Origin of the sequence: Endozoicomonas sp. SCSIO W0465 (assembly GCF_023716865.1) — a bacterium.
Classification (GTDB): Bacteria; Pseudomonadota; Gammaproteobacteria; order Pseudomonadales; family Endozoicomonadaceae; genus Endozoicomonas.
Window position 1 is genome coordinate 6,071,617 of the sequence record NZ_CP092417.1, and the last position, 22,989, is coordinate 6,094,605.

At 48.5% G+C, this 22,989-nt stretch carries 30 protein-coding genes; 16 read left to right on the forward strand and 14 right to left on the reverse strand.

Translation table 11 applies throughout. From position 1 onward, the window contains the following. Positions 1–50: 50 nt before the first annotated feature. The 5 genes from MJO57_RS27260 (at position 51) to MJO57_RS27280 (ending at position 5,849) form a co-directional block, all read left to right on the forward strand. The gene (locus MJO57_RS27260; RefSeq protein ID WP_252020206.1) at positions 51–1,013 is read left to right on the forward strand and encodes a GDP-L-fucose synthase; all 963 of its coding nucleotides are present in this window, start codon (positions 51–53) and stop codon (positions 1,011–1,013) included. A 101-nt stretch (positions 1,014–1,114) separates the two neighbouring features. Continuing rightward, positions 1,115–1,561: a GDP-mannose mannosyl hydrolase gene (locus MJO57_RS27265; protein WP_252020208.1), complete on the forward strand. Its 447-nt coding sequence runs from the start codon at positions 1,115–1,117 to the stop codon at positions 1,559–1,561. 112 nt (positions 1,562–1,673) lie between these two features. Beyond that, positions 1,674–3,101 (forward strand): mannose-1-phosphate guanylyltransferase/mannose-6-phosphate isomerase, encoded by a 1,428-nt coding sequence (locus MJO57_RS27270; RefSeq protein ID WP_252020210.1) that lies wholly within the window; start codon positions 1,674–1,676, stop codon positions 3,099–3,101. A gap of 59 nt (positions 3,102–3,160) precedes the next feature. Then, positions 3,161–4,540: a phosphomannomutase CpsG gene (locus tag MJO57_RS27275; RefSeq protein ID WP_252020212.1), complete on the forward strand. Its 1,380-nt coding sequence runs from the start codon at positions 3,161–3,163 to the stop codon at positions 4,538–4,540. A gap of 502 nt (positions 4,541–5,042) precedes the next feature. Beyond that, positions 5,043–5,849, forward strand: a complete 807-nt coding sequence (locus MJO57_RS27280; protein WP_252020214.1) for a transposase — start codon at positions 5,043–5,045, stop codon at positions 5,847–5,849. Positions 5,850–5,867: 18 nt separating this feature from the next. Here the strand turns inward: MJO57_RS27280 and MJO57_RS27285 are convergent, their stop codons facing one another. The 3 genes from MJO57_RS27285 to MJO57_RS27295 all read right to left on the reverse strand — a co-directional run bounded on the left by MJO57_RS27285 (position 5,868) and on the right by MJO57_RS27295 (position 8,064). Further along, the gene (locus MJO57_RS27285; RefSeq protein WP_252017330.1) at positions 5,868–7,382 is read right to left on the reverse strand and encodes an IS66 family transposase; all 1,515 of its coding nucleotides are present in this window, start codon (positions 7,380–7,382) and stop codon (positions 5,868–5,870) included. A gap of 107 nt (positions 7,383–7,489) precedes the next feature. Beyond that, positions 7,490–7,789 carry an antitoxin gene (locus tag MJO57_RS27290; RefSeq protein ID WP_252020216.1) on the reverse strand — a complete coding sequence of 100 codons (300 nt, stop codon included), beginning with the start codon at positions 7,787–7,789 and terminating at the stop codon, positions 7,490–7,492. Next, the gene (locus MJO57_RS27295; protein WP_209278552.1) at positions 7,786–8,064 is read right to left on the reverse strand and encodes a BrnT family toxin; all 279 of its coding nucleotides are present in this window, start codon (positions 8,062–8,064) and stop codon (positions 7,786–7,788) included. Before MJO57_RS27295 ends, MJO57_RS27290 begins: the two co-directional genes overlap by 4 nt. A gap of 156 nt (positions 8,065–8,220) precedes the next feature. Here MJO57_RS27295 and MJO57_RS27300 point away from each other — a divergent pair, with 156 nt between their 5' ends. The 3 genes from MJO57_RS27300 (at position 8,221) to MJO57_RS27310 (ending at position 11,468) form a co-directional block, all read left to right on the forward strand. Then, positions 8,221–9,858, forward strand: a complete 1,638-nt coding sequence (locus MJO57_RS27300) for an IS1634 family transposase (protein WP_252020218.1) — start codon at positions 8,221–8,223, stop codon at positions 9,856–9,858. A 23-nt stretch (positions 9,859–9,881) separates the two neighbouring features. Then, entirely contained in the window at positions 9,882–10,709 is an 828-nt protein-coding gene (galU, locus tag MJO57_RS27305) for a UTP--glucose-1-phosphate uridylyltransferase GalU (protein ID WP_252020220.1), read from the forward strand. Positions 10,710–10,850: 141 nt separating this feature from the next. Continuing rightward, positions 10,851–11,468: a Uma2 family endonuclease gene (locus tag MJO57_RS27310; protein WP_252020222.1), complete on the forward strand. Its 618-nt coding sequence runs from the start codon at positions 10,851–10,853 to the stop codon at positions 11,466–11,468. On the opposite strand, the gene MJO57_RS27315 is transcribed toward MJO57_RS27310, so the two are convergent. Both MJO57_RS27315 and MJO57_RS27320 read right to left on the reverse strand, forming a co-directional pair. Further along, on the reverse strand, positions 11,465–11,881 hold the full coding sequence (locus MJO57_RS27315; protein ID WP_252020224.1) for a PIN domain-containing protein: 417 nt from the start codon (positions 11,879–11,881) through the stop codon (positions 11,465–11,467). The two genes, MJO57_RS27310 and MJO57_RS27315, sit on opposite strands and share 4 nt — an antisense overlap. After that, a complete protein-coding gene (locus MJO57_RS27320; RefSeq protein ID WP_252020226.1) occupies positions 11,878–12,120 on the reverse strand; it encodes a DUF6364 family protein in 243 nt (80 codons plus the stop codon). Before MJO57_RS27320 ends, MJO57_RS27315 begins: the two co-directional genes overlap by 4 nt. 159 nt (positions 12,121–12,279) lie before the next feature. On the opposite strand from MJO57_RS27320, the gene MJO57_RS27325 reads away from it, so the two are divergent. Further along, positions 12,280–12,633, forward strand: a complete 354-nt coding sequence (locus MJO57_RS27325; protein ID WP_252020228.1) for a hypothetical protein — start codon at positions 12,280–12,282, stop codon at positions 12,631–12,633. 58 nt (positions 12,634–12,691) lie between these two features. Then, positions 12,692–13,540, forward strand: coding sequence for a DUF368 domain-containing protein (locus tag MJO57_RS27330; protein WP_252020230.1), 849 nt, complete (start codon positions 12,692–12,694; stop codon positions 13,538–13,540). An 83-nt stretch (positions 13,541–13,623) separates the two neighbouring features. Here the strand turns inward: MJO57_RS27330 and MJO57_RS27335 are convergent, their stop codons facing one another. Both MJO57_RS27335 and MJO57_RS27340 read right to left on the reverse strand, forming a co-directional pair. Beyond that, positions 13,624–13,887 carry a Txe/YoeB family addiction module toxin gene (locus MJO57_RS27335; RefSeq protein ID WP_252020231.1) on the reverse strand — a complete coding sequence of 88 codons (264 nt, stop codon included), beginning with the start codon at positions 13,885–13,887 and terminating at the stop codon, positions 13,624–13,626. Further along, the gene (locus MJO57_RS27340; protein WP_252020232.1) at positions 13,884–14,126 is read right to left on the reverse strand and encodes a type II toxin-antitoxin system Phd/YefM family antitoxin; all 243 of its coding nucleotides are present in this window, start codon (positions 14,124–14,126) and stop codon (positions 13,884–13,886) included. Before MJO57_RS27340 ends, MJO57_RS27335 begins: the two co-directional genes overlap by 4 nt. Positions 14,127–14,309: 183 nt before the next feature. Here MJO57_RS27340 and MJO57_RS27345 point away from each other — a divergent pair, with 183 nt between their 5' ends. Further along, on the forward strand, positions 14,310–15,107 hold the full coding sequence (locus tag MJO57_RS27345) for an undecaprenyl-diphosphate phosphatase (RefSeq protein ID WP_252020233.1): 798 nt from the start codon (positions 14,310–14,312) through the stop codon (positions 15,105–15,107). Between the two features lie 12 nt (positions 15,108–15,119). After that, entirely contained in the window at positions 15,120–16,136 is a 1,017-nt protein-coding gene (gene galE, locus MJO57_RS27350; RefSeq protein ID WP_252020235.1) for a UDP-glucose 4-epimerase GalE, read from the forward strand. 120 nt (positions 16,137–16,256) lie between these two features. Here the strand turns inward: galE and MJO57_RS27355 are convergent, their stop codons facing one another. Both MJO57_RS27355 and MJO57_RS27360 read right to left on the reverse strand, forming a co-directional pair. Continuing rightward, positions 16,257–16,676 carry a type II toxin-antitoxin system MqsA family antitoxin gene (locus MJO57_RS27355; RefSeq protein WP_256492498.1) on the reverse strand — a complete coding sequence of 140 codons (420 nt, stop codon included), beginning with the start codon at positions 16,674–16,676 and terminating at the stop codon, positions 16,257–16,259. Positions 16,677–16,694: 18 nt separating this feature from the next. Further along, entirely contained in the window at positions 16,695–17,000 is a 306-nt protein-coding gene (locus MJO57_RS27360) for a type II toxin-antitoxin system MqsR family toxin (protein WP_252020239.1), read from the reverse strand. A 114-nt stretch (positions 17,001–17,114) separates the two neighbouring features. Between MJO57_RS27360 and MJO57_RS27365 the strand changes: the two genes are divergently transcribed. From MJO57_RS27365 to MJO57_RS27375, 3 genes are all read left to right on the forward strand, one after another. Continuing rightward, positions 17,115–17,381, forward strand: a complete 267-nt coding sequence (locus tag MJO57_RS27365) for a hypothetical protein (RefSeq protein ID WP_252020240.1) — start codon at positions 17,115–17,117, stop codon at positions 17,379–17,381. Positions 17,382–17,534: 153 nt separating this feature from the next. Then, positions 17,535–18,449: a transposase gene (locus MJO57_RS27370; protein ID WP_252020241.1), complete on the forward strand. Its 915-nt coding sequence runs from the start codon at positions 17,535–17,537 to the stop codon at positions 18,447–18,449. 248 nt (positions 18,450–18,697) lie between these two features. Further along, positions 18,698–18,931 carry a hypothetical protein gene (locus MJO57_RS27375; RefSeq protein ID WP_252020242.1) on the forward strand — a complete coding sequence of 78 codons (234 nt, stop codon included), beginning with the start codon at positions 18,698–18,700 and terminating at the stop codon, positions 18,929–18,931. A 79-nt stretch (positions 18,932–19,010) separates the two neighbouring features. On the opposite strand, the gene MJO57_RS27380 is transcribed toward MJO57_RS27375, so the two are convergent. The 5 genes from MJO57_RS27380 to MJO57_RS27400 form a co-directional block, all read right to left on the reverse strand. Further along, positions 19,011–19,835, reverse strand: coding sequence for a VUT family protein (locus MJO57_RS27380; RefSeq protein ID WP_252020243.1), 825 nt, complete (start codon positions 19,833–19,835; stop codon positions 19,011–19,013). Between the two features lie 253 nt (positions 19,836–20,088). Then, a complete protein-coding gene (locus MJO57_RS27385; protein ID WP_252020244.1) occupies positions 20,089–20,574 on the reverse strand; it encodes a hypothetical protein in 486 nt (161 codons plus the stop codon). Next, positions 20,571–21,998, reverse strand: coding sequence for an IS4 family transposase (locus tag MJO57_RS27390; RefSeq protein ID WP_252017676.1), 1,428 nt, complete (start codon positions 21,996–21,998; stop codon positions 20,571–20,573). The genes MJO57_RS27385 and MJO57_RS27390 overlap by 4 nt, the downstream gene beginning before the upstream one ends. 38 nt (positions 21,999–22,036) lie before the next feature. Beyond that, positions 22,037–22,222: a hypothetical protein gene (locus MJO57_RS27395; RefSeq protein WP_252020245.1), complete on the reverse strand. Its 186-nt coding sequence runs from the start codon at positions 22,220–22,222 to the stop codon at positions 22,037–22,039. Then, the gene (locus MJO57_RS27400) at positions 22,219–22,410 is read right to left on the reverse strand and encodes a hypothetical protein (RefSeq protein ID WP_252020246.1); all 192 of its coding nucleotides are present in this window, start codon (positions 22,408–22,410) and stop codon (positions 22,219–22,221) included. Before MJO57_RS27400 ends, MJO57_RS27395 begins: the two co-directional genes overlap by 4 nt. Before the next feature lie 268 nt (positions 22,411–22,678). Here MJO57_RS27400 and MJO57_RS27405 point away from each other — a divergent pair, with 268 nt between their 5' ends. Beyond that, on the forward strand, positions 22,679–22,981 hold the full coding sequence (locus MJO57_RS27405; protein ID WP_252020247.1) for an isoamylase early set domain-containing protein: 303 nt from the start codon (positions 22,679–22,681) through the stop codon (positions 22,979–22,981). The last annotated feature ends 8 nt before the right edge of the window (positions 22,982–22,989 follow it).

Sequence of the window (22,989 nt, forward strand, 5' to 3'; positions counted from 1 at the left end):
TGAGTTGGCGAGCTGCCGAAAAAGAGATTAGTTATTTATTTAAGGTTTCTATGAAGAAAGTGTTTGTTGCCGGACACCAGGGCATGGTGGGGTCTGCAATTGTACGGCAGTTGCAGAGTCAGCAGGGCATTGAATTGGTTACCCGTAGTCGCAATGAACTGGATTTGACCAATCAAAATGCGGTTGCTGATTTTTTTCAATCCGAGAAAATTGATCAAGTGTATCTTGCGGCAGCCAAAGTGGGCGGTATTCATGCCAACAACACCTACCCAGCCGAGTTTATTTATGAAAACCTGATGATAGAGTGCAATATTATTCATCAGGCTTACGCTGCCGGTGTGAAAGAATTACTGTTCCTTGGCTCTAGCTGCATTTATCCAAAACTGGCACAACAGCCAATAATGGAAAGTGAATTGCTGAATGGCCATCTTGAATCAACCAATGAGCCTTATGCCATTGCCAAGATTGCCGGCATCAAATTGTGTGAATCTTATAATCGCCAATACGGTGTGGATTATCGTTCAGTTATGCCCACCAACCTGTACGGCGAAAACGATAACTTCCATCCGCAAAACAGTCATGTGATTCCGGCTATGATGCGCCGCTTCCATGAGGCTAGGCTTCGGGGTGATAACGAAGTGGTGGTCTGGGGAACCGGAACCCCTATGCGTGAGTTTCTTTATGTGGATGATATGGCCGCTGCCAGTATCCATGTGATGAATCTCGATAAAACCACCTACAGTCAACATACGGAACCAATGATGTCCCATATTAATGTGGGCACCGGCATCGATTGCACTATCCGTGAACTGGCAGAAACCATGAAGCATGTGGTTGGCTTTGAAGGTGAAATTGTTTTTGACACCACCAAACCCGACGGTACACCGCGTAAACTGATGGATGTCTCGCGCCTTGAGCGACTGGGTTGGAAGGCCTCAGTGTCTTTACAGGATGGTCTCGCGATGACTTACCGCTGGTTCCTGGAGCATGCAGTGGAACTTCGTTCTCTGTAAGTTGGGGTTATGAGGCGTGAGTATAAGCTCGACTTCACTAACGCTATTCATGCCTCATACCTCAAAACGCATCACTCATAACCAGCTAACAACCCACTGCTATGTTACCCACCGAAACGTTTAAAACTATCATTGCCTCAACCCCTCTTGTTTCCATTGATCTGATTGTTCGCAATAGTCAGGAGCAGGTGCTGCTGGGATTGAGGAATAATCGCCCGGCCAAGGGGTACTGGTTTGTGCCTGGTGGACGCATTCAGAAAGATGAGCGTTTAGAAGCTGCTTTTCAACGCTTGGTTAAGGTAGAACTGGATACTGAAGCTGAGTTTGATAAGGCGCTTTTTTTAGGGCCTTATCAACACTTTTATTCAGATAACTTTTCTGGTGAAAACTTCAGTACCCATTATGTTGTTCTGGGTTATGAATTGTCGCTGGATATTGATCTGGATACCCTGCCAGCTGATCAACATCAGAATTACCGCTGGTTTACCGTTGATGAATTATTAGCTTCTGAGCAGGTCCATCAGCACACTAAAGATTATTTTCTTTGAGTGAATAGTGAATAGTTGGCGGGCAGGAGTGCTACTGGCTCCCCCTTATCCACCCTTACTATTCACTCTTCCCTACTTCAACCCATTAACCATTTACAACTCCCTCAAAACCATGACCCTAATCCCCGTAATTATGTCTGGTGGCTCTGGCAGTCGTCTCTGGCCTCAGTCCCGTTCTTTATACCCAAAGCAGTTTCTGCCACTGGTTAATGAACAAACCATGCTGCAAAACACCATCACACGATTGGATGGCATTGAAGGGGTATCAGCGCCTCTTGTGGTTGCTAATGAAGAGCATCGTTTTCTGGTGGCAGAACAGTTTCGTCAGATGGGCCGTGAAGCCTTAGCCATTATTCTTGAACCCGTAGGCAGAAATACGGCACCTGCTGTTGCGTTGGCCGCTTTGAAGGCGCAGTCTGCCTCACCAGAAAAAGAACCATTGCTGTTGGTGTTGGCTGCGGATCATGCAATTCAGAATGTTGAAGCCTTTCACCAAGCGGTTGAAGCCGCATTGCCGGCTGCCCGTGATGGCAAGCTGGTGACCTTTGGTATTGTGCCCACTCATCCGGAAACAGGGTATGGGTATATCAAGGCCAGTAAAGAGTTAATAGGTCATAGTGAACAGGTTGCCTTAGTAGAGCAGTTTGTAGAAAAGCCGGATCATGATAAGGCAAAAGCTTATCTGGCCTCCGGAGACTATTACTGGAATTCCGGGATGTTCCTGTTTAAGGCTTCCCGTTATCTTGAAGAACTGAAGCAGTATCGGCCTGATATTCTGGACGCTTGTGAAAAAGCCATGACAGTACAGGATGCCGATCTGGACTTTGTAAGGCTGGATGTGGCGGCGTTCGAAGCCTGTCCTGATGAGTCTATCGACTATGCTGTGATGGAAAACACGTCAGATGCCGTTGTTGTGCCCCTGGATGCCGGTTGGTCAGATGTAGGTTCCTGGACGTCTCTGGCAGATATTTCTGAACAGGATGATTTGGGCAATTCCAGTTTGGGCGATGTGCTGCTGGAAGATACTCGCAATACCTATGTGCGCAGCGAAAAGAAACTGATCGCAACAGTGGGTGTTGATGACCTGATCATTACTGAAAGTGATGATGCCATTCTGGTTGCCCATAAAAGCCGGGTTCAGGATGTTAAAAAAATTGTTGAACGCTTAAAAACAGAAAACCGGCCAGAGGTAAAACTGCATCGCAAAGTCTACCGTCCGTGGGGTGCTTATGATTCCATCGATATGGGCGATCGCTTCCAGGTCAAGCGTATTACGGTTAAACCCGGTGCTCAGCTTTCCCTGCAGATGCACCATCACCGTGCTGAACACTGGATTGTGGTAAAAGGCACTGCGTTGGTCACTAATGGCGATCAGCAAATCTTACTCACTGAGAATCAGTCTACCTATATTCCTATTGGTACGGTTCACCGTTTGGAAAATCCGGGTAAATTTGATCTGGAAATGATCGAAGTGCAGAGCGGTGGCTACCTGGGTGAAGATGATATTGTGCGGTTTGAAGATACTTACGGCAGGGCGTAGTCAATTTTCAGAAAAAGCATCCTGATTCCTGCTTTTCCTACAAATTTCTTTTGCAGATTATGAACAAATTAACTTGTTTTAAGGCGTACGATATCCGTGGTCGTATGCCCGATGAATTGAATGAAGCGATTGCCTGGCGAATTGGCCGGGCAACGGCTGAGTATCTGAAGCCCAAAATGATGGTGGTGGGGGGGGATATTCGCCTCTCTACACCAGAACTGAAAACCGCATTGACCGAGGGCTTGCGAGCTGGCGGTGCTGAGGTGGTCGATATTGGTTTATGTGGCACCGAAGAGGTCTATTTTGCTACTTCTCACCTGAAAGCCGATGGCGGCATTATGGTGACGGCTAGCCATAATCCCAAAGACTATAACGGCATGAAGCTGGTGAGGGAGGAGAGTAAACCGATTTCCGGCGATACCGGACTTCGTGAGATCCAGCGACTAGCCGAAGAGGTGTTTGTTACGCCTTTTGAAACCAGCCCAGAGAATACATTGGCGTCCTACCAGAAAGTCAGCAATCTGGATGCTTATGTAGAGCATATTCTTGGCTACATTAAACCGGAAGATTTGAAACCATTAACATTGGTGGTTAATGCCGGTAACGGTGCTGCCGGGCATGTGATTGATGCCATTGAAGAGCGGTTTGCGGCGATGAAGGTACCGGTTAAGTTTGTGAAAATTCATCATGAACCGGACGGTAACTTTCCACACGGCATTCCTAATCCACTGTTGCATGACTGCAGGCAGGCTACCATAGACGCAGTGCTTGAGCATAAAGCTGATATGGGGATTGCCTGGGACGGTGATTTTGATCGCTGCTTCCTGTTTGACGAGAAAGGCCAATTTATTGAAGGTTACTATATCGTTGGTTTGCTAGGTGAAGCTTTTCTTTCCCATTATCCCGGTGCCAAGATTATTCATGATCCGCGCCTGACCTGGAATACCATTGATCAGATTACAGCAGCGGGTGGAGTCCCCGTACTTTGCAAAACGGGTCATGCATTTATTAAAGAACGAATGCGGGAAGAAGATGCGGTCTATGGCGGTGAAATGAGTGCCCACCATTACTTCCGTGACTTTGCTTACTGTGATTCTGGAATGATTCCATGGTTGCTGGTAGCAGAGCTGATGTCGCACAAGAATAAGTCGCTCTCTGAGCTGGTTGCAGAACGAATCGCATTGTTCCCATCCTCTGGTGAAATCAACAGCACCTTAGAAAATCCTCAGGAAGCCATTGATCGTATTCTGGCGATTTATGAAAAAGATGCCGTTGAGGTTGATCATACCGATGGTATCTCTCTGGATATGGGGCAGTGGCGGTTTAATTTGCGATTGTCAAACACTGAGCCGGTGATACGTCTGAATGTGGAGAGCAGGGGAGATGTGGCTTTGATGGAAGCAAAGACGGCTGAGTTGCTGGGGTTGATTCGGGAATAATTGCCAGGGTTTGTTTTTCACGGTGAGTAAGGTGATCTTGTGGCACCCTGATGCTCATCGTGAGAAAACCGGAAAACCGGGGTCAGGAAAACCGGGGTCAGAAACCGGGGTCAGAAACCGGGGTCAGAAACCGGGGTCAGAAACCGGGGTCAGAAACCGGGGTCAGGTCTTGATTCTAGAAACCGGGGTCAGGTCTTGATTCTTGACGCTGCATAATCCTGTTCTACTTTTATAGCTCTTTGTTTATGACTTGGGGGTATAAGAGTGAGCAGGCCGTTGCGTATTGAGTATGCGGGTGCGCTGTACCATGTGACGTCGCGGGGGAATGAACGTAAGCCGATTTATTGGGAAGAAAAACAGGGGTCGGAAGAAAAACAGGGGTCAGGTCTTGATCCTTGACACTGCCTAATCCTGCTCTACTTTTATAGCTCCTTGATATGGGTTGGGGGTAAAAGAAGTGAGCAGGCCGCTGAGAATTGAGTACGCAGGTGCGTTGTATCATGTGACTTCACGGGGTAATGAGCGTAAGCCGATTTATCGGGAAGAGGTCGATTTTAATCTGTTTCTTGATACGTTGGCTGATGTTTGTGACCGCTTTAACTGGGTGATTCATTCCTGGTGTTTGATGACCAATCATTATCATCTGATGGTGGAAACGCCGGACGGTAATCTTTCGGCGGGTATGCGACAGCTTAATGGTGTTTATACCACTCGGTTTAATCGCCGCTATGGGCGGGTTGGGCATTTGTTTCAGGGGCGCTACAAGGCCATTCTGGTGGATAAATCAGCTTACCTTATGGAGTTGAGCCGCTACGTGGTGTTGAACCCGGTTCGGGCCAAAATGGTGGATCATCCCGCCGACTGGCTGTGGAGCAGTTACCGTTATACCCTCGGCGAAATGGATTCTCCAGACTGGTTGGCGACGGATGCGATGTTATGTCTGTTCTCTGATGACCGTGAACGAGCCTGCGAACGGTTTGTTGCGTTTGTGCTGGCGGGTGTTGGCATCAATATCTGGCTACACCTGAAGCAGCAGATCTATCTGGGGGATGACCGTTTTGTTTCCGATCAGCAGCAGTATATTGAAAAGTCGGTTAAGGGTAAGGCTCTCTCTGAAGTCCCACACAAGCAGAAACGGAAACCGGCAAAGCCCCTTGAGTTTTATCGTGCCAGTTTTGATTCTCCAGCGGAGGCGGTTTGTGCTGCGTATGCCTCCGGTGGTTATACCCAGAAGGCCATCGCGGATTTTTTTGGGCTGCACTATTCCACGGTGAGTAAGATGGTTAAGAAAGTGGGCAGTTATCAGTAGTCAGTTTTCTGAACGTAACTATTCAGCACTGAGCAAAGGCATATTACAGTAATTCCGAACAGCTCTATGAAGTGATTGATATATGTCCATTCCCTGTTTTCTGGCAGACGACAAATAGCTGCGAATCCGTGCAAACATAGAACCACCGTCTGCACTCCTGAAGCAGCCTGAGATTTTCTGCTTTAACTTGGCCATTCGAACATCCCGCTCACTGCCATTGTTATCGAAGGGAATGGTAAAATCTGACATGAAGCGCAGTGTCTCAGCCTTGAACTCAGTGAGTCGTTTGAAGAGATTGTAAGCTTTAGTATTCTTGACTTTCTTGCGCTTAAGCTCCTCTCGTTGCTTCTCCATATAGACGACTTCTTTCATTAGAGCCCGCTGAAGCAACCGGTCATAAATCTTCTCGATTCGTTCACAGACAACACTTGGCATCTGTAGCATACCTATGGTCTTAAAGCCCTTGCAGTAATGCCAGGAAAGCCTCAGTAGCTTCATCAATCGCAACGCCAGTTGATTGCTGTCCCTATCAACAACACCCAAAAGCTCCCTCAGGTGATGGGCATTGCAAAGTACGTGAGTTGCCGCATATGCAAAATAGGATTTCCAATGATCATGAACCAGAACGCCTGCAAATGTTAGCAGTATGCCCATCGTGTCCATGGCCTCACGACCTCGCTTTTCAGACAAGTAGTAGAGCGTCCATTGTTCATCCCGCATAACGTGTAGCCAGTGCAAAGAGCCCTCGGCCCGCATACCCGTTTCATCGGCTCCGGCAACAGACGATTCCCGCAAGGCGTCACGAATAACCTCTTCAGTAGAAGCCAGATTTTCATAGGTTCTGGCCACAAAATTGGCGACAGTGCCTGCACTTACACTCATTTTATAGAGAGTATTAAAATACTCTGACACGCGCTTAAAAGGCAGGAAATGGTATTGGTTAAGATAGACGGCCATAGCCTGTGTGGCTGAGCCATATTGTGCGGCAGCGGTAACACCTTCCGGGAATTCAGCCTGATTCCGACAACCACAAGTGCAGATTTTTACTTCAGCTCTATGGGCCGTTACTTCAAATTCACCCGGTCTCCCTGGTTCAAACACCTGTCGTTCAATATATTTGACCGGCTCACTATCAAGAAGAGACGCCTGACATTTATTGCATTCTTTAACCGGAAGGTACTCAATATAGTCAGGGATATCGACCTGTTTAAGACAAGTGCCCTGATGCCCTTTCTTTCCACCGGCTTTATTACCAGAAGACTGTCTCAGACTTTTAGGATTGGGTTTTTCATCCGATGGATCGGTACCTTTATCTGCGGAAAGGTCGTCAGAATGATCTGGAGAATTACTGTTTTTACAAGGTTTTTGATAACCATCAGACGATGGCGGCTTGCTGCTGTTTTGACTGTTCTTGCCAACCTTTTCTTCCAATTCTCGACATCGCTCTTCCAGACAGGCAACTCTCATCCGCAGCTCTGCATTCTCTTTCAAGAGAATCTCAGCCGACATAGTTGCGGGTAGTTCTGGAATCATGCTGGCGAATATTGTGGAAAAATGGTGCTTAAGAGGATGGTATAAAAATCAGAAAATTCCAGATTTATGTGGGGGTGCTGAACAGTTACTTCTGAACAAGACGTTTTCTACTGTTTGCCTGAGATATTATCACTGGGGACAAGTCTGCCTTCTGCGTATTTATGGAGCACACTGGCAATCATGGTCTGGTAGGGTATGCCTTCTTCCAGAGCCATTTTTTGCAGTGCTCTCAGTGTGCGGCTGCTCAGGCGTATATTCAACCGTGCATCTTTTTTAAAGGTGTTGGCTGCCGCCTGTTGATGAGTGTGTTGAATGACTTCCGGATTATCAACGGGTTCGAGTTCTCCCGCTTCAAACGCATCCAGAATTTCCTGTTCCTCTTGTAACTCGTGTTTACTTGGTTTCATGGGGTGCCTCCCAGGTACTGTTTTGTTGCTTTACGGCTGGGGATGATGGTTTTGAGAAATATCTCTTTTTCTGATTCCACAAAGGGTACCAGGTAGACATAGTCTTCAACCTGAACAATCGATATCTTTTGGCCAGGGTATTTCGCCTGATTCGGGTGATGAGTAATTGCCAGCTCTCCACCCATTTCTATGTGAAAAATGATTTCTTCAAATGATATGCCCCGGTTGGCCTTGAGCCATGCGTTTTTTTCACAATTCCAGTTAAATACTTTCATATCATTATTGTGTGCCTTATGTACATACAAAATGGTTGATAGATCACGTTTTGTCAATAATCATACGATCGGGCTTATATCCGTCATTCAGCACTCAATCTGAGAATTTCCCTACACCGGCTAAAATGTAAAAAATTCTCAGAATGAACATGTCCAATGCATCCTCATCAGTTCCACATTCAACGTATCGATCATATGGGTTTGGTTGCCGGTATGTGCAAAGAACTCGGTATCTCTAATCATCTGGATTCCCTGGTTCCTAACCAATCTGAACACCGGAATATTTCCTTTGGCGAAACCTTAGTATCAATGCTGCTTAACGGCCTTGGGTTCACTGCCCGCACGCTTCATATGTTCCCGGAGTTTCATGCTGATAAACCGCTGGATAAACTCATCAGGCCCGGTATTAAACCCGAACACATTAACGACAGTGTACTCGGCAGAGCCCTGGATCAGCTTTTTGAACTGGATGTAAGTGAGGTCTATTTATCGCTGGCTGTCAAGGCAGTGAATGTCTTAAAACTGCCGTGCAAGGCTCTGAACCTTGACTCAACAAGCTTGCATGTGGACGGCGTTTATAACAGCGAATCTGACGTCGACGAAGAAGATATGCACTGTATCAAACTCTGTCGTGGATACAGCAGGGATCATCGACCCGAGCTCAACCAGGCAATACTGCTGATGATGACGGAAAATCAGGCCGGTATTCCCGTTTTTATGAAAGCGTCCAGTGGCAACGTAAACGACAATAAAAACTTTAAAAAAGTCATCAGCAGCCATTTGAAATCCTACCGGGAAGCCCTGAATAATCGCTACCTGATTGGTGATGCAGCACTTTATACAACAGATAACGTACAGATACTTCATCAGCAGGGCCAGCAATTTATCACCCGGGTTCCGTCAAAAATCAAAGAAGCCAGAGAACTGATTGACAGTGTCGCTTCTTGTGAAATGACACCAGTGGAGGGTGCTGAGGGCTATGAGAGTCATGAAATGCTGTCAGATCATGCGGGTGTCTCCCAGCGCTGGATTCTGGTCCGCAGCGAGCAGGCTCGAAAGAGCGAACAAAAAACACTGCTGAAAAAAATGCTAAAGAAGTCTGAGAAAGAAGCAGAAGCGCTGACCAGTAAACTGGCCAAAAAAGCCTTCAAGTGTGAAACCGACGCATTGCGTGCGTTCGATGAATGGCAGTCAAAAACTATTTATTGTCAGGCGGAACCTGTCATTACTGAGAAACCCTGCTATACCAAGGTAGGTCGTCCGGAGAAAGGCTCTAAACCGGACAGTATTGAATATTATGTGAGCGGATATCCTTGGGTATCCGTTGACTGTCGCAAAGATGCAGAGTGTTCTCTGGGTTGCTTTGTGCTGGCGACGAATGATCTGGACGACAGTCGGCTGAGTACAGCAGAAGTGCTAAGTACTTACAAATCACAACAGTCAGTAGAGCGTGGCTTTCGGTTTTTGAAGAGCCCGGAGTTTCTGGTTTCTTCGCTGTTTTTAAAGAAACCGGAACGAATAGAAGCCTTGCTGATGGTGATGACGCTGTGTCTGTTAGTGTATGCGGCGATTCAGCATCGAATTAGGCATGAGCTAAAACGACAGAGTCGGTTTTTCCCGGACATGAAGCGGAAACCCTGCCAAAACCCGACAGCGCGTTGGGTGTTTTTCTGCTTTCAGGGTATCAACGTGCTATTGGTCGATGGACATGAAAAGCATGTGGTTGGATTACAAGAAAGGCAGTTGACTATTATTTCAATTCTTGGGCGACCGTATCAGGAAATTTATTCCTGATACGGGTGCTGAATGACGGTTATATGATCAAAAAATGCCTATTCCCCGCCGCCGGTTACGGCACCCGCTTTCTCCCTGCCACCAAAAGCATGCCCAAAGAGATGATGCCGGTGGTCTCCAAACCGCTGATTGAATACGGCGTTGAAGAAGCCCTGCAGGCAGGCATGGCCGATATCTGCATGGTGACCGGTCGCGGCAAGCGCAGCCTGGAAGATCACTTTGATATTAATTTTGAGCTGGAGCACCAGATTGCCGGTACGGATAAAGAATCCTTGCTGACCAATATCCGCGAACTGATCAATAACTGCACGTTCTCTTATACCCGCCAGCGGGAGATGAAAGGGTTGGGCCATGCCATTCTTTCCGGCGAACCGCTGATTGGCGACCAGCCCTTTGGCGTGGTGCTGGCGGACGATCTCTGCATTAATGCCGATGGCCCCGGTGTGTTGGCGCAGATGGCGCAGCTGTATAAGCAGTTCCGCTGTTCCATTATCGCGGTGATGGAAGTGCCGGACGATGAGGTGCATAAATACGGTGTGATTGCCGGGCAGGCGATTTCCGATGACCTGATCCGGGTGGAAAACATGGTGGAGAAACCGGCGAAGGAAGACGCGCCAAGCAATCTCGCCATTATTGGCCGCTATATTCTCACGCCGGATATCTTTGACCTGATTCGCGATACCGAGCCAGGCAAGGGCGGTGAGATCCAGATTACCGATGCCCTGATGGCCCAGGCGCAAAAAGGCTGTGTGATGGCCTACAAGTTCAAGGGCAAGCGTTTTGACTGTGGCAGTATTGAAGGGTTTATTGAAGCCACCAACTATTGTTACGACACGCTTTATTCGCATTAAGAGCGCTGCCCGTCTCCCGCTGCCCGAAAAAGATAAGAGCATGGCTTTTTCAGGTGGCGGGCAGTGGAAAATTCACCCTGCCTCCTTTTCTGTCCATTTTTTTCTGAAAACTGGCAACTGAGAACTGCCAACTACCCCGCGATGTGTATTATTCTTAAGGATCATAACCAGAACGGGAAGAAGCGAATGGCTCAGGCCGAGCAGGTACAATTTATGACGCCGGAAGCCTATCTGGCGTTTGAACAGCAGGCGGAGCAGCGGCATGAGTGCGTTAACGGGCTGATCATCGCCATGGCCGGTGCCAGCCGCAGGCACGATCTGCTGACCCTGGCGTTTGCCTCCCTGCTGCGTGCTCATCTGCGGGGTAGCCCCTGCAGAGCTTACGCCAGTGATATGAAAGTGAATGCCAGCCATAAAGGGAATGATGTTTTTTATTACCCGGATGTGATGGTGGCCTGTAACGGTTCTGACCAGAACGCCTATGTTGAAGATCAGCCAACCTTGATTGCCGAGGTGCTATCCCCCACCACCGAGGCGAGGGACCGGATGGAAAAACTGGCGGCCTACACCGCCATCAAGGGGTTGAAGGAGTATGTATTGATCCATCAGGATAAGATTGCCGTGGATCTCTACCAGAATACCGGCAATGGCTGGGAGGTTATTCGCCTTAAGCAGGAGAGCGATACTCTGCAGCTCCATTCCATCGGGTTTTCTGTCACGCTTCGGGAGCTGTATGAAGATGTGGTGGGTGTTCTTTAACTGCTGACCTTGTTGATAAGGTACTCCTCTGGCGTATAAACCGGCAGTTCTGACGCTGAGAAATCTTTAACGTTGCGGGTGATAATGGCTCCGGTGCCTGCATTGACTCCTGAAGCATAGAGTACGCTGTCTTCGTAGTCTTTGAAGCCGGTGTTCAGTGCCATCTGGAGAACCTGATGGTCAACCGGGGCCACCCGGTAGATTTGCAGCAATGTCTGAATGGCCTGTTGCCCCGCTTCTTTACCAATGGTTTTGCAGGCCAGATAGTGGATGGTGGTTAAGGTGGTAGCGCACAGGTAGCCGGTGCAGGCTCTGCGTTCAACCAGCGCCATAATACGGGATGAGTTTTGGGCAAAAGGTTCGCGCTCCAGAAGAACATCCAGGATAACATTGGTATCCACCAGAATACTCACAGGTATTTATCCTCAAGGTGTTTTTTGTAGGCATTTTCATCGTCAGTGGTATCTGGCGACCGCAGGGCTCCTTTCAGCTTTTGCGTTAGCGGTGGCAGCGTTTCGTTATCGGATTCTGCTGAGGTTAATGAGTCAAAGTAGTCTGCGACCAGTTGTGATAAAGACTTACCGTGATGCGCTGCATAAGCTTTTGCCTTTTGGACCTGCTCAGGCTCCATTCTCAGTGTGAGTTTTTGCATATCTGATCCCGTGCCGTACTGTTTTAATTCAGTGTACGTCACACGCCAGTGGTTGGCAAAAGCCGAATAACGCTTTTTTTTGCTGAATATCTACGGATGCACTAAAAAATACTGTTCCTTCATAATCCAGCGTTTTTTTATAACCTTGAAGCCCGTTCAATGGATAAAATTCTCGCTGGATTGCAGGTGTTCCCGCCTGCGCTGTATCGCTTTGCTTTTATCGGGGCGCTGGCTTTTGCCCTGTTTATGGCGGTGATTCCCCACGGTGCCGACCCGACCGCCGCCGTTAATGACAAAGTCAAACACGCCATTACCTTTATGGTGCTGTTTGCCATGCTGGATCTGGCCTGGCCCACGGTGGGTATGCCCTGGTGGAAACCGGTGGGGCTGCTGGCCTTTGGGATGTTGATTGAGGTCTGCCAGAAGCTGACCGGTTACCGCAGCTTTAGTGTGGGTGTGATATTGTGGCCAATGGTGTGGGAGTGTTGGCGTATCTTGGTGTTTACCTCGTGATTTCCCGTTAAGGCTTTTTGTGAACGCTCCTTTTCTTCTGTTTCTTAAAGGCGTCGCCATGGGCGCTGCCGATGTGGTGCCCGGTGTTTCTGGCGGTACCATTGCGTTTATTACCGGCATTTACGATGAGCTGCTGGACAGCATCAAACGGCTGGGCCCCGGTGCGTTGAAGGTACTGGCTCAGGATGGCATTGGTGCCTGCTGGAAGCACATCAACGGTGCGTTTCTACTGACGCTGGGGAGTGGGATTTTGCTGAGTCTGTTCAGCCTGGCCCGGGTGATTAGCTGGTTGCTGATGACGCATCCGATTCCCCTATGGTCGTTTTTTTCCGGGCTGATTCTGGTCTCTGTCTGGCATATGTTGCGCCAGCTGGAGGGTGTTAAGGCGTCTACCGTTGTGGTTTTGATGGTTGGGGCGGCGCTGGCCTGGTGGATTTCGGGCATGACGCCTTCTGGTGCTGCTGAGCCGGAGTTGCCGTTTTTGTTTATGTGTGGTGCCGTGGCCATTTGTGCCATGATTTTGCCGGGAATTTCCGGCTCCTTTCTTCTGTTGTTGCTGGGGGTGTACCAGCCGGTGTTAACGGCCGTGGCCACCCTGGATATTCCTGTGCTGGTTACCGTGGCTTCGGGCTGTGTCATCGGGCTGCTGTTGTTTACTCGCTTTCTGAGCTGGCTGCTGGCCTATGCCCGGCATTTTACCCTGGCCTTTTTAACCGGGCTGATGCTGGGCTCGGTAAATAAGCTCTGGCCCTGGAAGCAGGCAACGGCAGACCAGTTGTTCAATGTGTTGCCACAGACCTATGAACACCTGACCGGCCAGAGTGCCCAGTTAACCCTCGCCCTGGCCATGGGGCTCTGTGCGGTGGTGATGGTGTTGGTGATTGAGCGGGTTGCTAAGACTTCGTAGTTATCAGTTTTCAGTGGGCAGAAAAAGACGGCTGATCCGCTTTTCTTTTTCTGAAAACTGCCTACTGAGCACTGCCCACTTTCTTATTCGTAGTGCGTCCACATCCTGATGATTTTGACGGCTTCGTCTTCCTTTAGCACCTGATAGACGAGGCGATGCTGAATATTGATTCTTCTGGACAAAGCGCCACTCAGATCGCCAATCAGCTTTTCATAGGGTGGCGGTGTTTGGTAAGGGTTTTCTGTCAGAATGGCCAGTAGGGTTTCTACTTTAGATTTCAGGCCTGCTGAAGCGATCTTTTTTGCATCTTTCTGGGCTTGCCGGGTATATACCAGTTTCCAACTCACCAGCCCGGCTCCTCACTGCAATCAGAAAGATCACTGGCTAAACCATCCTGAATGGATTTACGCATGCCCGGCACGGAGAGCAGATGCAGGGTTTCCTGAATGGCGCTCCAATCCTCTTCGGATACCAGTACGGCGTTGTTGCGTTTACCAGTAATCAGCACCGGTTTGTGGTTTTTCGCGGTTTCATCAATCAGACGATACAGGTTGGCGCGAGCCTCACTGGCACTGTAACTGCTCATAGATGGAGTCCTGTTTGGTTTATTGGTTACGTACGTAATATAGTACGTTTTATTGAGGCTTGCAGTGAGTAAGCTTCGGAAATAGCATTTCTGCACCAACTATCTGGTATCCGCCCCCTTTTTTAGACAATTTTCCACTCTCTTTTTCTGCTTTTTCTGCCAACTTTTTTTGGCCCTTTTTTTATGAATCTTCTACAAATCGTTGTTCTTTCGCTTATCCAGGGCCTGACCGAGTTTCTGCCCATCTCCAGCTCGGCACACCTGATTTTACCCGCCAAGCTGTTGCACTGGCCGGATCAGGGGCTGGCTTTTGATGTGGCGGTGCATATCGGCACGCTGTTGGCGGTGATTATCTATTTCCGTAAGGACCTGGTGCTGCTGATTCGTGACTGGTGCCTGTCTTTGATGGGGCGCGGAGCAACGCCGCACAGCAATATGGCGTGGTATGTCGGGCTGGCGACCATTCCGGCGGTGCTGTTTGGCCTGTTTCTGAAAGTCTCCGGGCTGGATGACAGTATGCGCTCGTTGCAGGTGATTGCCGGCACAACGCTGATTTTTGGCGCACTGCTCGGGGTGGCGGATTATTACGCGCCCTGTCGCTGGCCATTAAAAGCGATGAATCTGCCAAAGGCGATGGTGATCGGCTTTGCCCAGATGCTGGCGTTGGTTCCGGGAACGTCACGCTCCGGTATTACCATGACCGCTGCATTGTTCCTTGGGTTTGACCGGGAGTCTGCCGCCCGGTTCTCTTTCCTTCTTTCCATTCCGGTGATTCTCGGGGCTGGCCTGCTGCTGACCCTGGACCTGATGAAATCTCCCGCACCGGTGGACTGGCAGGTGCTGATGATGGGGGCGTTGTTATCCGGCATCAGTGCGTTGCTTTGTATTCATCTGTTTCTTGGGGCGATTAACCGCATGGGGCTGATGCCGTTTGTGATCTACCGGCTGGCCCTTGGGGTGGCGTTGCTGTTTGTTATTTAACGGGGAAAGACCATGAAGATTCTGGTAACCGGCGGAGCGGGCTATATTGGTTCCCATACCTGCGTTGAGTTGTTGGTGGCAGGCCATGAGGTGATTGTTTTTGACAATTTCTGCAATAGCTCGCCCGAGGCCATTAAACGGGTACGGCGGATTAGCGGTAAGGAAGTTCCGCTGATCGAAGGCGATATCCGGGACGACTATACGCTGCGCCAGCTGTTCAAAGCCCATACCTTTGATGCCGTGATGCATTTTGCCGGGCTGAAGGCGGTGGGGGAGTCCTGCACCATTCCGCTGACGTATTATGAGAACAACATCAGCGGTACCATTTCGCTGTGCCAGGTGATGGCGGAGCATAAGGTCAAACGCCTGATTTTCAGCTCCTCCGCCACGGTCTATGGCGACCCCCATGCGCTGCCCATTGAAGAGGACTTCCCCCTCTCAACCACCAACCCGTATGGCCATTCCAAACTGGTGGTTGAGGAGATTCTGCGGGAGCTTTATAAGTCGGACCCACAGTGGAATATCGCCCTGTTGCGTTACTTTAACCCGGTGGGGGCGCACCCCTCTGGCCTGATTGGTGAAGACCCGAACGATATCCCCAATAATCTGCTGCCTTATATCTCCCAGGTGGCCATTGGCAAATTGCAGCAGTTGCAGGTATTCGGTAACGATTACCCGACGCCGGACGGTACCGGTGTGCGTGATTATATCCATGTGGTGGATCTGGCCCGTGGCCATGTGAAGGCGCTGGAGAATCTGACGGACAACAACCGGGACTGCCATGTGTGGAACCTGGGTGTGGGCAAGGGGTATTCGGTACTGGAGATGGTGCATGCCTTTGAAAAGGCCTCTGGCCGACCGGTGCCGTATGTGATTACCGAGCGTCGCCCCGGTGATATTGCCGCCTGTTATGCGCACCCGGAAAAGGCAGAACGTGAATTAGGCTGGAAAGCGGAATACTCGCTGGACGATATTATGACCCACGCTTGGCGCTGGCAGTCGGATAATCCGGAGGGGTATGGGGCATAGTTTTCAGTTGACAGTTTTCAGTGGGCAGGAAAAGACGTTTGGTTAATTTTTTCCTGCGTTCTGCCTGTTCTCGGGTATTATTGCTATGGCGATTTCGATACAAGCCAATGCAGATAGAGTCTATGATGCACTATAAAGCGGATGATTATTAATTGTTTCAACATCTTCCGGATGCTTGGCCATGAGTGTAAGTGCGACGGAAGTTGACTTGGGAACCGGTGTAATCCCCCTCTCATAACGGCTAAATGCGTTAGCCCCACCTCCCAGGATATCGGAAAGTTGCTTTTGGGTTTTATTCAAAAACTTTCTGATACTTTTCACGGCACTGGGGCCTAATATATCGTCAATTCGTGCATGAAAATCCATAATGGCTACCCGGGTGGCATCCAGGTCTTCCGGATACAACATAGACTCGCCACATGAGTCACAATAAATGCCGGGCTGATCGAGTGTAATTGTACGGCCCTTATACTCATATTCCATTGGACGAGTGTCTCTGACCGCAGGCTCACCGCATAACTCACAATGCCATTCACTCATGTTGATATCTCCCTGGTTTCACTTTTCCTTAAACGAAATAAGTAAGTAAAACTGGCCACTTTGACCCTTAATATACAGCGCTTTACTTTTAAAGCTGCTTTTGTACACATCCTGCCAGTGAGTAAACCCGGGATGCTCCGGGGACATGCTTTTATAAAAATCACTGTCTGTCAGTGCCTGTATAGCCCCAATAACATCCTCATCACTGAAGCCAAGGGAAACTATGCCCTGCCTTGCACTACCGGTCATACAAAGGCCATCGGTAGAACTGAATTGTTCCTTGATTTTGTCCAGGCAGTAAGCTCTTGTTGCACTATCCGACATGTGCAAAATTACCCTCTGAGGTTATTTTAGGAGTGAATACTATCGCTTCTCGACTTTAGAGTTTTAAGAGCACAATAGTTCCGGCGCATAATCTGCTAAAAGCAACCATCCCCAATGACGAAATTCGAGATGGTTGCCATGCTCACTTCAGATCATCAAGTAATCCTCAGGGAGCTCGCTTCATATACAACCTTTCTTGCTGGAGCGCTATCATCAACTGCAGTACCAACGTTCTGCGAACTGCTGTTCGGTTGCATGCTTTCAGCCGACGGCTTTGTTACACAGGCGTTGTTAACAATTGATTTTCATTGTGTGTGGAGCAGCTACCACCACTGGCTATCTCAGGGCAAGTGGCAATGGAAGAACTTGGCACGCACTTGATCCGTCTGGTCTGCTCCAAAGCTCCTGAGAATCAACCTGTGGTCCTGGGCTTGATGACTGGGTAATCGAACGGTTTTCCGACAAAGCCCCTGCTTGTCGTACACATAATCAACACAGCAAGAAAACGCAATCGGCCAGACTACACTGGGGGCAGTGTTGGGTTTCCTGGCCATCATATTTGAGCGGGCTGCAGATGAAGTATTTACCGCCATACCGGTGATCTCATTTCCGACACCAGCTTCAGGTAACACCAGCAAACTGAAAATTGCCGTGGCCATGCTCAGGGTGGTACGCAATGAAGTGAAGGATCGAGTGCTACGCCTGCTAACCGATTGCTGGTATATGAACTGGACACTGATAAAGCCAGCTCTGGAAATGAACATAGAAGTTGTTGGTCAGATACCTTCAAATCGGGCCCTCTATGCTTTGCCGCCAGCACCCACCGTAAAGAAGCGAGGGCGCCCAAAAAAGTACGGCATCAAGATGACGACAGAACAGGTTAAGAAACTGCCGGAAGAAAAAGCAACAGTATGGATGTACGGCAAATTTCGCAAAATACGTTATCGTACCCTGATCTGTCGCGCCAGATTCCTTAAAGGTCGTGAAGTACGCGTCGTCTGGAGTCGCTTTGAAAATGACAAAGGTCTGACCGAAAGCAGAATATTCATCTCGACCAATCCGGAACTTGAGGGACTGGAGGTGCTTCGTGCCTATTCCCGGAGATGGCCGGTAGAGCCAATGTTTCACCAACTCAAACATGCTTTTGGCTGTTGCCATTTATGGCAGCAGAAATTGCGAACACTGCTTCGATGGATGCATTTGAAAATGGCAGGCTATGCATTATTGCAGTTATTAACCGTTTGTAAAAATCAGGCATGTCTGAATATTTCTCGGATACCCTGGAGAAGCCCGGATACAACCACTGCAGGCATGATGAAAATTGCTCTTTCAGGAATTATTCCGAGGTTCTCTATTCGCAAGGGCTGGAACAGATATAAGCAAAAATATGAGTTCAATTTTCGCGATCTGATCGACCAGTTAATACCGGATAATTCAGAAGCAGCATAACTAAAGGCTTTTAGGCAAAAAACGGAAGTAATAACGAACTTGGAAAAACAGTTCACTGATTTCGGCTTGCTTCACTATAAAAAGCTGACCGAATTATCGTTTAATACAGACTCTAAAGTCGAGGAAGTAATAACGAACTTGGAAAAACAGTTCACTGATTTCGGCTTGCTTCACTATAAAAAGCTGACCGAATTATCGTTTTATACAGACTCTAAAGTCGAGGATTTAATATCAGTTACGACTTTAAGATGCTGGATTTTTCCAGAGGTCTTGCCAATCCTGACAATGATGCCGTATTTACAGCAACAGCATGTGCTTCCAAGGATGAAGTCAGGGAATATTTCACAAGATACATACAGGTGTACTGTAAAAAAGATACAAGAGTTATTCTGAAACTGTCTTATAACGACAATAAAATAGATTCAGAATGGTTACCGCTGGATGAATACCTGGAAAAAACAGAGAAACCCGAAGTTTCCTGAAATTCAGGGAATAATAACAAACCCCGAAGGAAAAGAACCTTCGGGTGTGGGTTGAAACCATTAATGCTCTTGGCTCAACTCACTTGATATTATCCCTGCGCCACTGATTGGCACAGTGAACTATCGCCACTGGCAGAGTCAGGTAGAGCAATGACAACAGTACTTTCAGCCTGGCAATACCCCAGACCTGACTGTTGAGTTCGCTGTTCTCCCAAAAGGCACCATACAGGAAAAATGCACACATCGGCGTAAAGACAACCAGGGAAACCCAGTTGGACAACAGCGCACGTACAGGAAACCACTGCTGATTCATCCAGCAGCGAAACTTCTGAAAAAGCTGAATGTTGATGGTATCCGTGATCCATAACGCTGCGGCCAGTGGCGCATAATAGATCGGAAAGTCCTCCAAAACGTTATCCATCAGCCCAAGTAACAGGTTAAGCACCCCGCTCAACAGGGCAAGACTTAGTAACACCAGTACGGTGTAATTCAGTAACCGTCGTGCACTACGCTGGCCATATAATTCCGATACCGGGTTCAAAAACGCAAAACCCAGCGGGAACAACATTGAACCAAGGGTGAAGTCCACCCACCACCAGCCAAACTGGTAGTTAAACAGCACCGGACAGAACGCCATGGTGACCATATACAGGCCCCAGAGATAATTCAGCAAAGGCCGATCACCAGGCAAAGAAAAACAGTGACAGCCGTTTAACCCCTGATCGGCGATAATATCGCTGCGCCCCTCCAGGTACCCGAACAGCTCAGCCCGGTCTTCTCTTGGCAGGTCATTGGCCTGCCCGGAACGGATAAACGGCTTGATATGCCGGGTGCGTTTTTTGCCGAAGCTGTTGGTGGTGGTGGCGGTGTCGTCAATGGCATCATAAGAATGGAATCTCAACATACGTTGCCTCTCGGTTGATATTTTAAAACAGCTTACATCGCTTGCGGCACAGGGGATCACTCGAAGTTACCGATTCAGCCAGCAGGCTGGGCCTGTTTTTTGGATAGTTTCCCAGACCGAAAAGTGATAAAGCTGTTGTTGTGACGTGTGGTGCAGTTCAACCGCGAAGCAGGCTGAGATACCAGGCTTCTGTTTATTGGCTAACAAGTTTTATACCGGGTTATCCACCGATTTTGTGGATAAATTGCCTGGCTCAGTCGGGCAGTTCAATTTTCCAGTAATCCATATTTCTCACCCGGCCAATCACTTCCCAGTCTGGCTGCTGGGTACTGATAACTTCCATTCCGGAATAGGTGCAGGTAAAGGCAAAAAGTCGTTTATTGCCGTTAACCGTTTTCCAGGCCAGAAACAGCCCCGGACCGGGGCGAAGTTCTTTTTCCACTGTTAACAGGGTCAGGCCAGGAAAGGATTCAATCATTTCTGGTATATAAAAAAACCGATAACTTTCCGGTTTTTTAAGCGGATGGTAAGGGCTGGAAAACAGGTCCGGAACCCGGGTGACTACTTCATAGACATCACCTTCTGACGGAACCACCACAACCGTTGTGACCATTGTCGTTTTTCGCCAGGTCACCATAGGGTCTGCGATGGCCTCATGGTCATAGGGAGCCCCCTTGCCAGTGGAGAACCAGACGGGACTAATCCCCAGCGCCCTGGTCAGGGTCTGACTCTTGATCACATCTCTCCAGCGCTGAACTGCCGGGCTATCTGCCAGGTTTTTACCCGATCCTGCAATTTCGCCCAGCCTTCCCATACCACTAACCAGCCGGGCTGCCCTGTATGCTTTGAATCACCCCAACCACCAAGCCGAGCAATCGTTTGAAGCAGCCAAGTGACTGTTGGCGGCTTATCGGGCAACGCTTTTTTTTCATAGGTTAGCCAGAGAACCTGCCATTCATCATCACTGACCACCTCATTCGCGAGTGTTTTTTCACTCCAAAGCTTTCTGTCTTTGTGCTGCCTGTCATTCGGTAACATTAATGCTTCACGGATTTGCATTAGTCTGACAGCGACAAACATTAATATGACCGCAAGTCGTTCAATGTTATCCGGAGATTGCAGACGAAGCCTTTCTACTCCTGCTCCCGATTTCCAAGCCTTGTGGAACTCTTCTATTCGCCATCGGAGCTCGTAAAATCGAATGATAGAGCGACAGTCTTCGAATGTTTCAATATCTTCAGTTGTCAATAGTACCCAGTGCAAACGGTCTTCGGAGTCATTGCCAATCTCTTCAGCCGACACAATATTCATAGTTACCGGTTCCGGCCTGCCGCCTGGCCTTTGCGGCGCCTGTATTGTCATCTTCTTTCTTTTGACCTGCAGCGTTGCCTTTCGCTTCTTTCTACCTCCTTTTTGAGGAACCACTATCGTATATTTCCCCAACACTTCAGTCTGAGCTAAGGAATCAAATAATAAGAGTTCGCCATCTACCAGGATTCTGTTTTGTGTAGCTCTTACAACAAACCGCTGTCGGTTATCCAGTTTGTAGTGCATATATTCGTATATATCCGCCTCCCGGTCGCAAACACTGATGATGTCAGGCATTTTACCCCCCATCCTTTGTTCTGTGTTTTCAGAGGCTCTTTGCCACTTAAAGCTTTCCTTTCCCTCGTAAGGTAGCTGACGACGTTGGTTCTTTTTCCCCCGCTGAACGTCCTCTCTAACCCATCGTTCTTGATCAATAAGCCCAATGCTTCGCTCTGTATCCGCATCAACCAAGAAGACAGAGTGGACGTGGAATCCTCTGGTTTTAGAGCCTTCAGGACCTCCAAGATCACCAAGCTCGGATCTGACAGCATGTTTATAACCCAGGGTTGTTGTATCTTCGAGAGCCAGAAGTAGGCGAGACTGTCTCGCTATTTTGGCAGTTGCCTGAAAGCCTGCCTCAGCTATTGCTTCAGGCTTTACGGCCTCATTCTCAATCAGCCGGTAAGCTCCAGTTACCAGTGCGGTATAACCTTCGCATGAAGATGACAAAGAATTACCGGTATGAGCTGAAAGCTCGGCAGCAACTTTGACAAGTCGTTTTGTACGTCGAGTATCGCCCAAATCAGCACATCCAAAAGTTAGTTCTGACCATGGTTTAGGAGAAAGTGGAAGCATGACCTGTTTTATCAGTGAGAAATGATAGAACAAGGTAGCTATTTGTGATCAAGAGACAGGGTCAGGGTATCCAGATGTTTTTGCGGGTTGGCAATTTCGCCCTTGGCAATGCGATAGAGGTAGTTCCGGTCGATACCGGACTTGCGTGATAACTTGGGAATGCTGGCAATGCCTGCCAGCTCCATCGCTTCGGCCAGACGCTCAGCGATTTCCGGATGATTCATGGCGGGAGGTCCCTTGCTCCGTAGTGTTGATACAGCAAATAGGAAAACGCCCGGCGCTCATGGAGATTGAGCATAGCAAAGACGGGGATCGCCTGTTTCCACGCCAAGGTTATCTTTTGCTGGCTGATTTTTGGATTGTTCTGCTTTTTATCGTTGTCAGGTACAGCGGCTTCCGAATTCAGGTCCATATAATCTATCTTCCGTAATCCTTGAGAAGAAAACTGCTTGTCCTGACTTCATCCTAAACAGGGAAAAAATGGATTTCAATAGATTTTGTTGCATTATGTTGAAATATGGTAATTCACGGTTTTTTTAGATATAGCTGACTGTTAATCAGTTTCCCCCCATATTATCCAGGCTGACATATAAGACGCTGACAGATTATTATATTTGCCCGACCGGAGGATTCACTGTAATTTAAGGCATTCCTGCACACAACAATATAAAGGGCATCCCATGCTGAAGAAAAAAATCATCAAGAAAACAGCAGAAACCGAAGTGACTTTTGAGTTTGCTCAAAAGGGGATTAAATCAGTATCCCTTGTTGCGGATTTCAACCAGTGGCAACCGGTCACCATGAAGTATCATAAGAAAGACAAGGCATTCCGGACCAAGGCAAAATTGCCCGGCGACGGTGCTTTCCACTTTCGGTATCTGCTGGATGATAAGGTTTGGGAAAATGATCATAACGCGGATGATTATGTGCCGAATCCTTATGGCAGTGATAACAGTGTGGTTTTCACCGGAATTAAAAAATAATCGGTTAT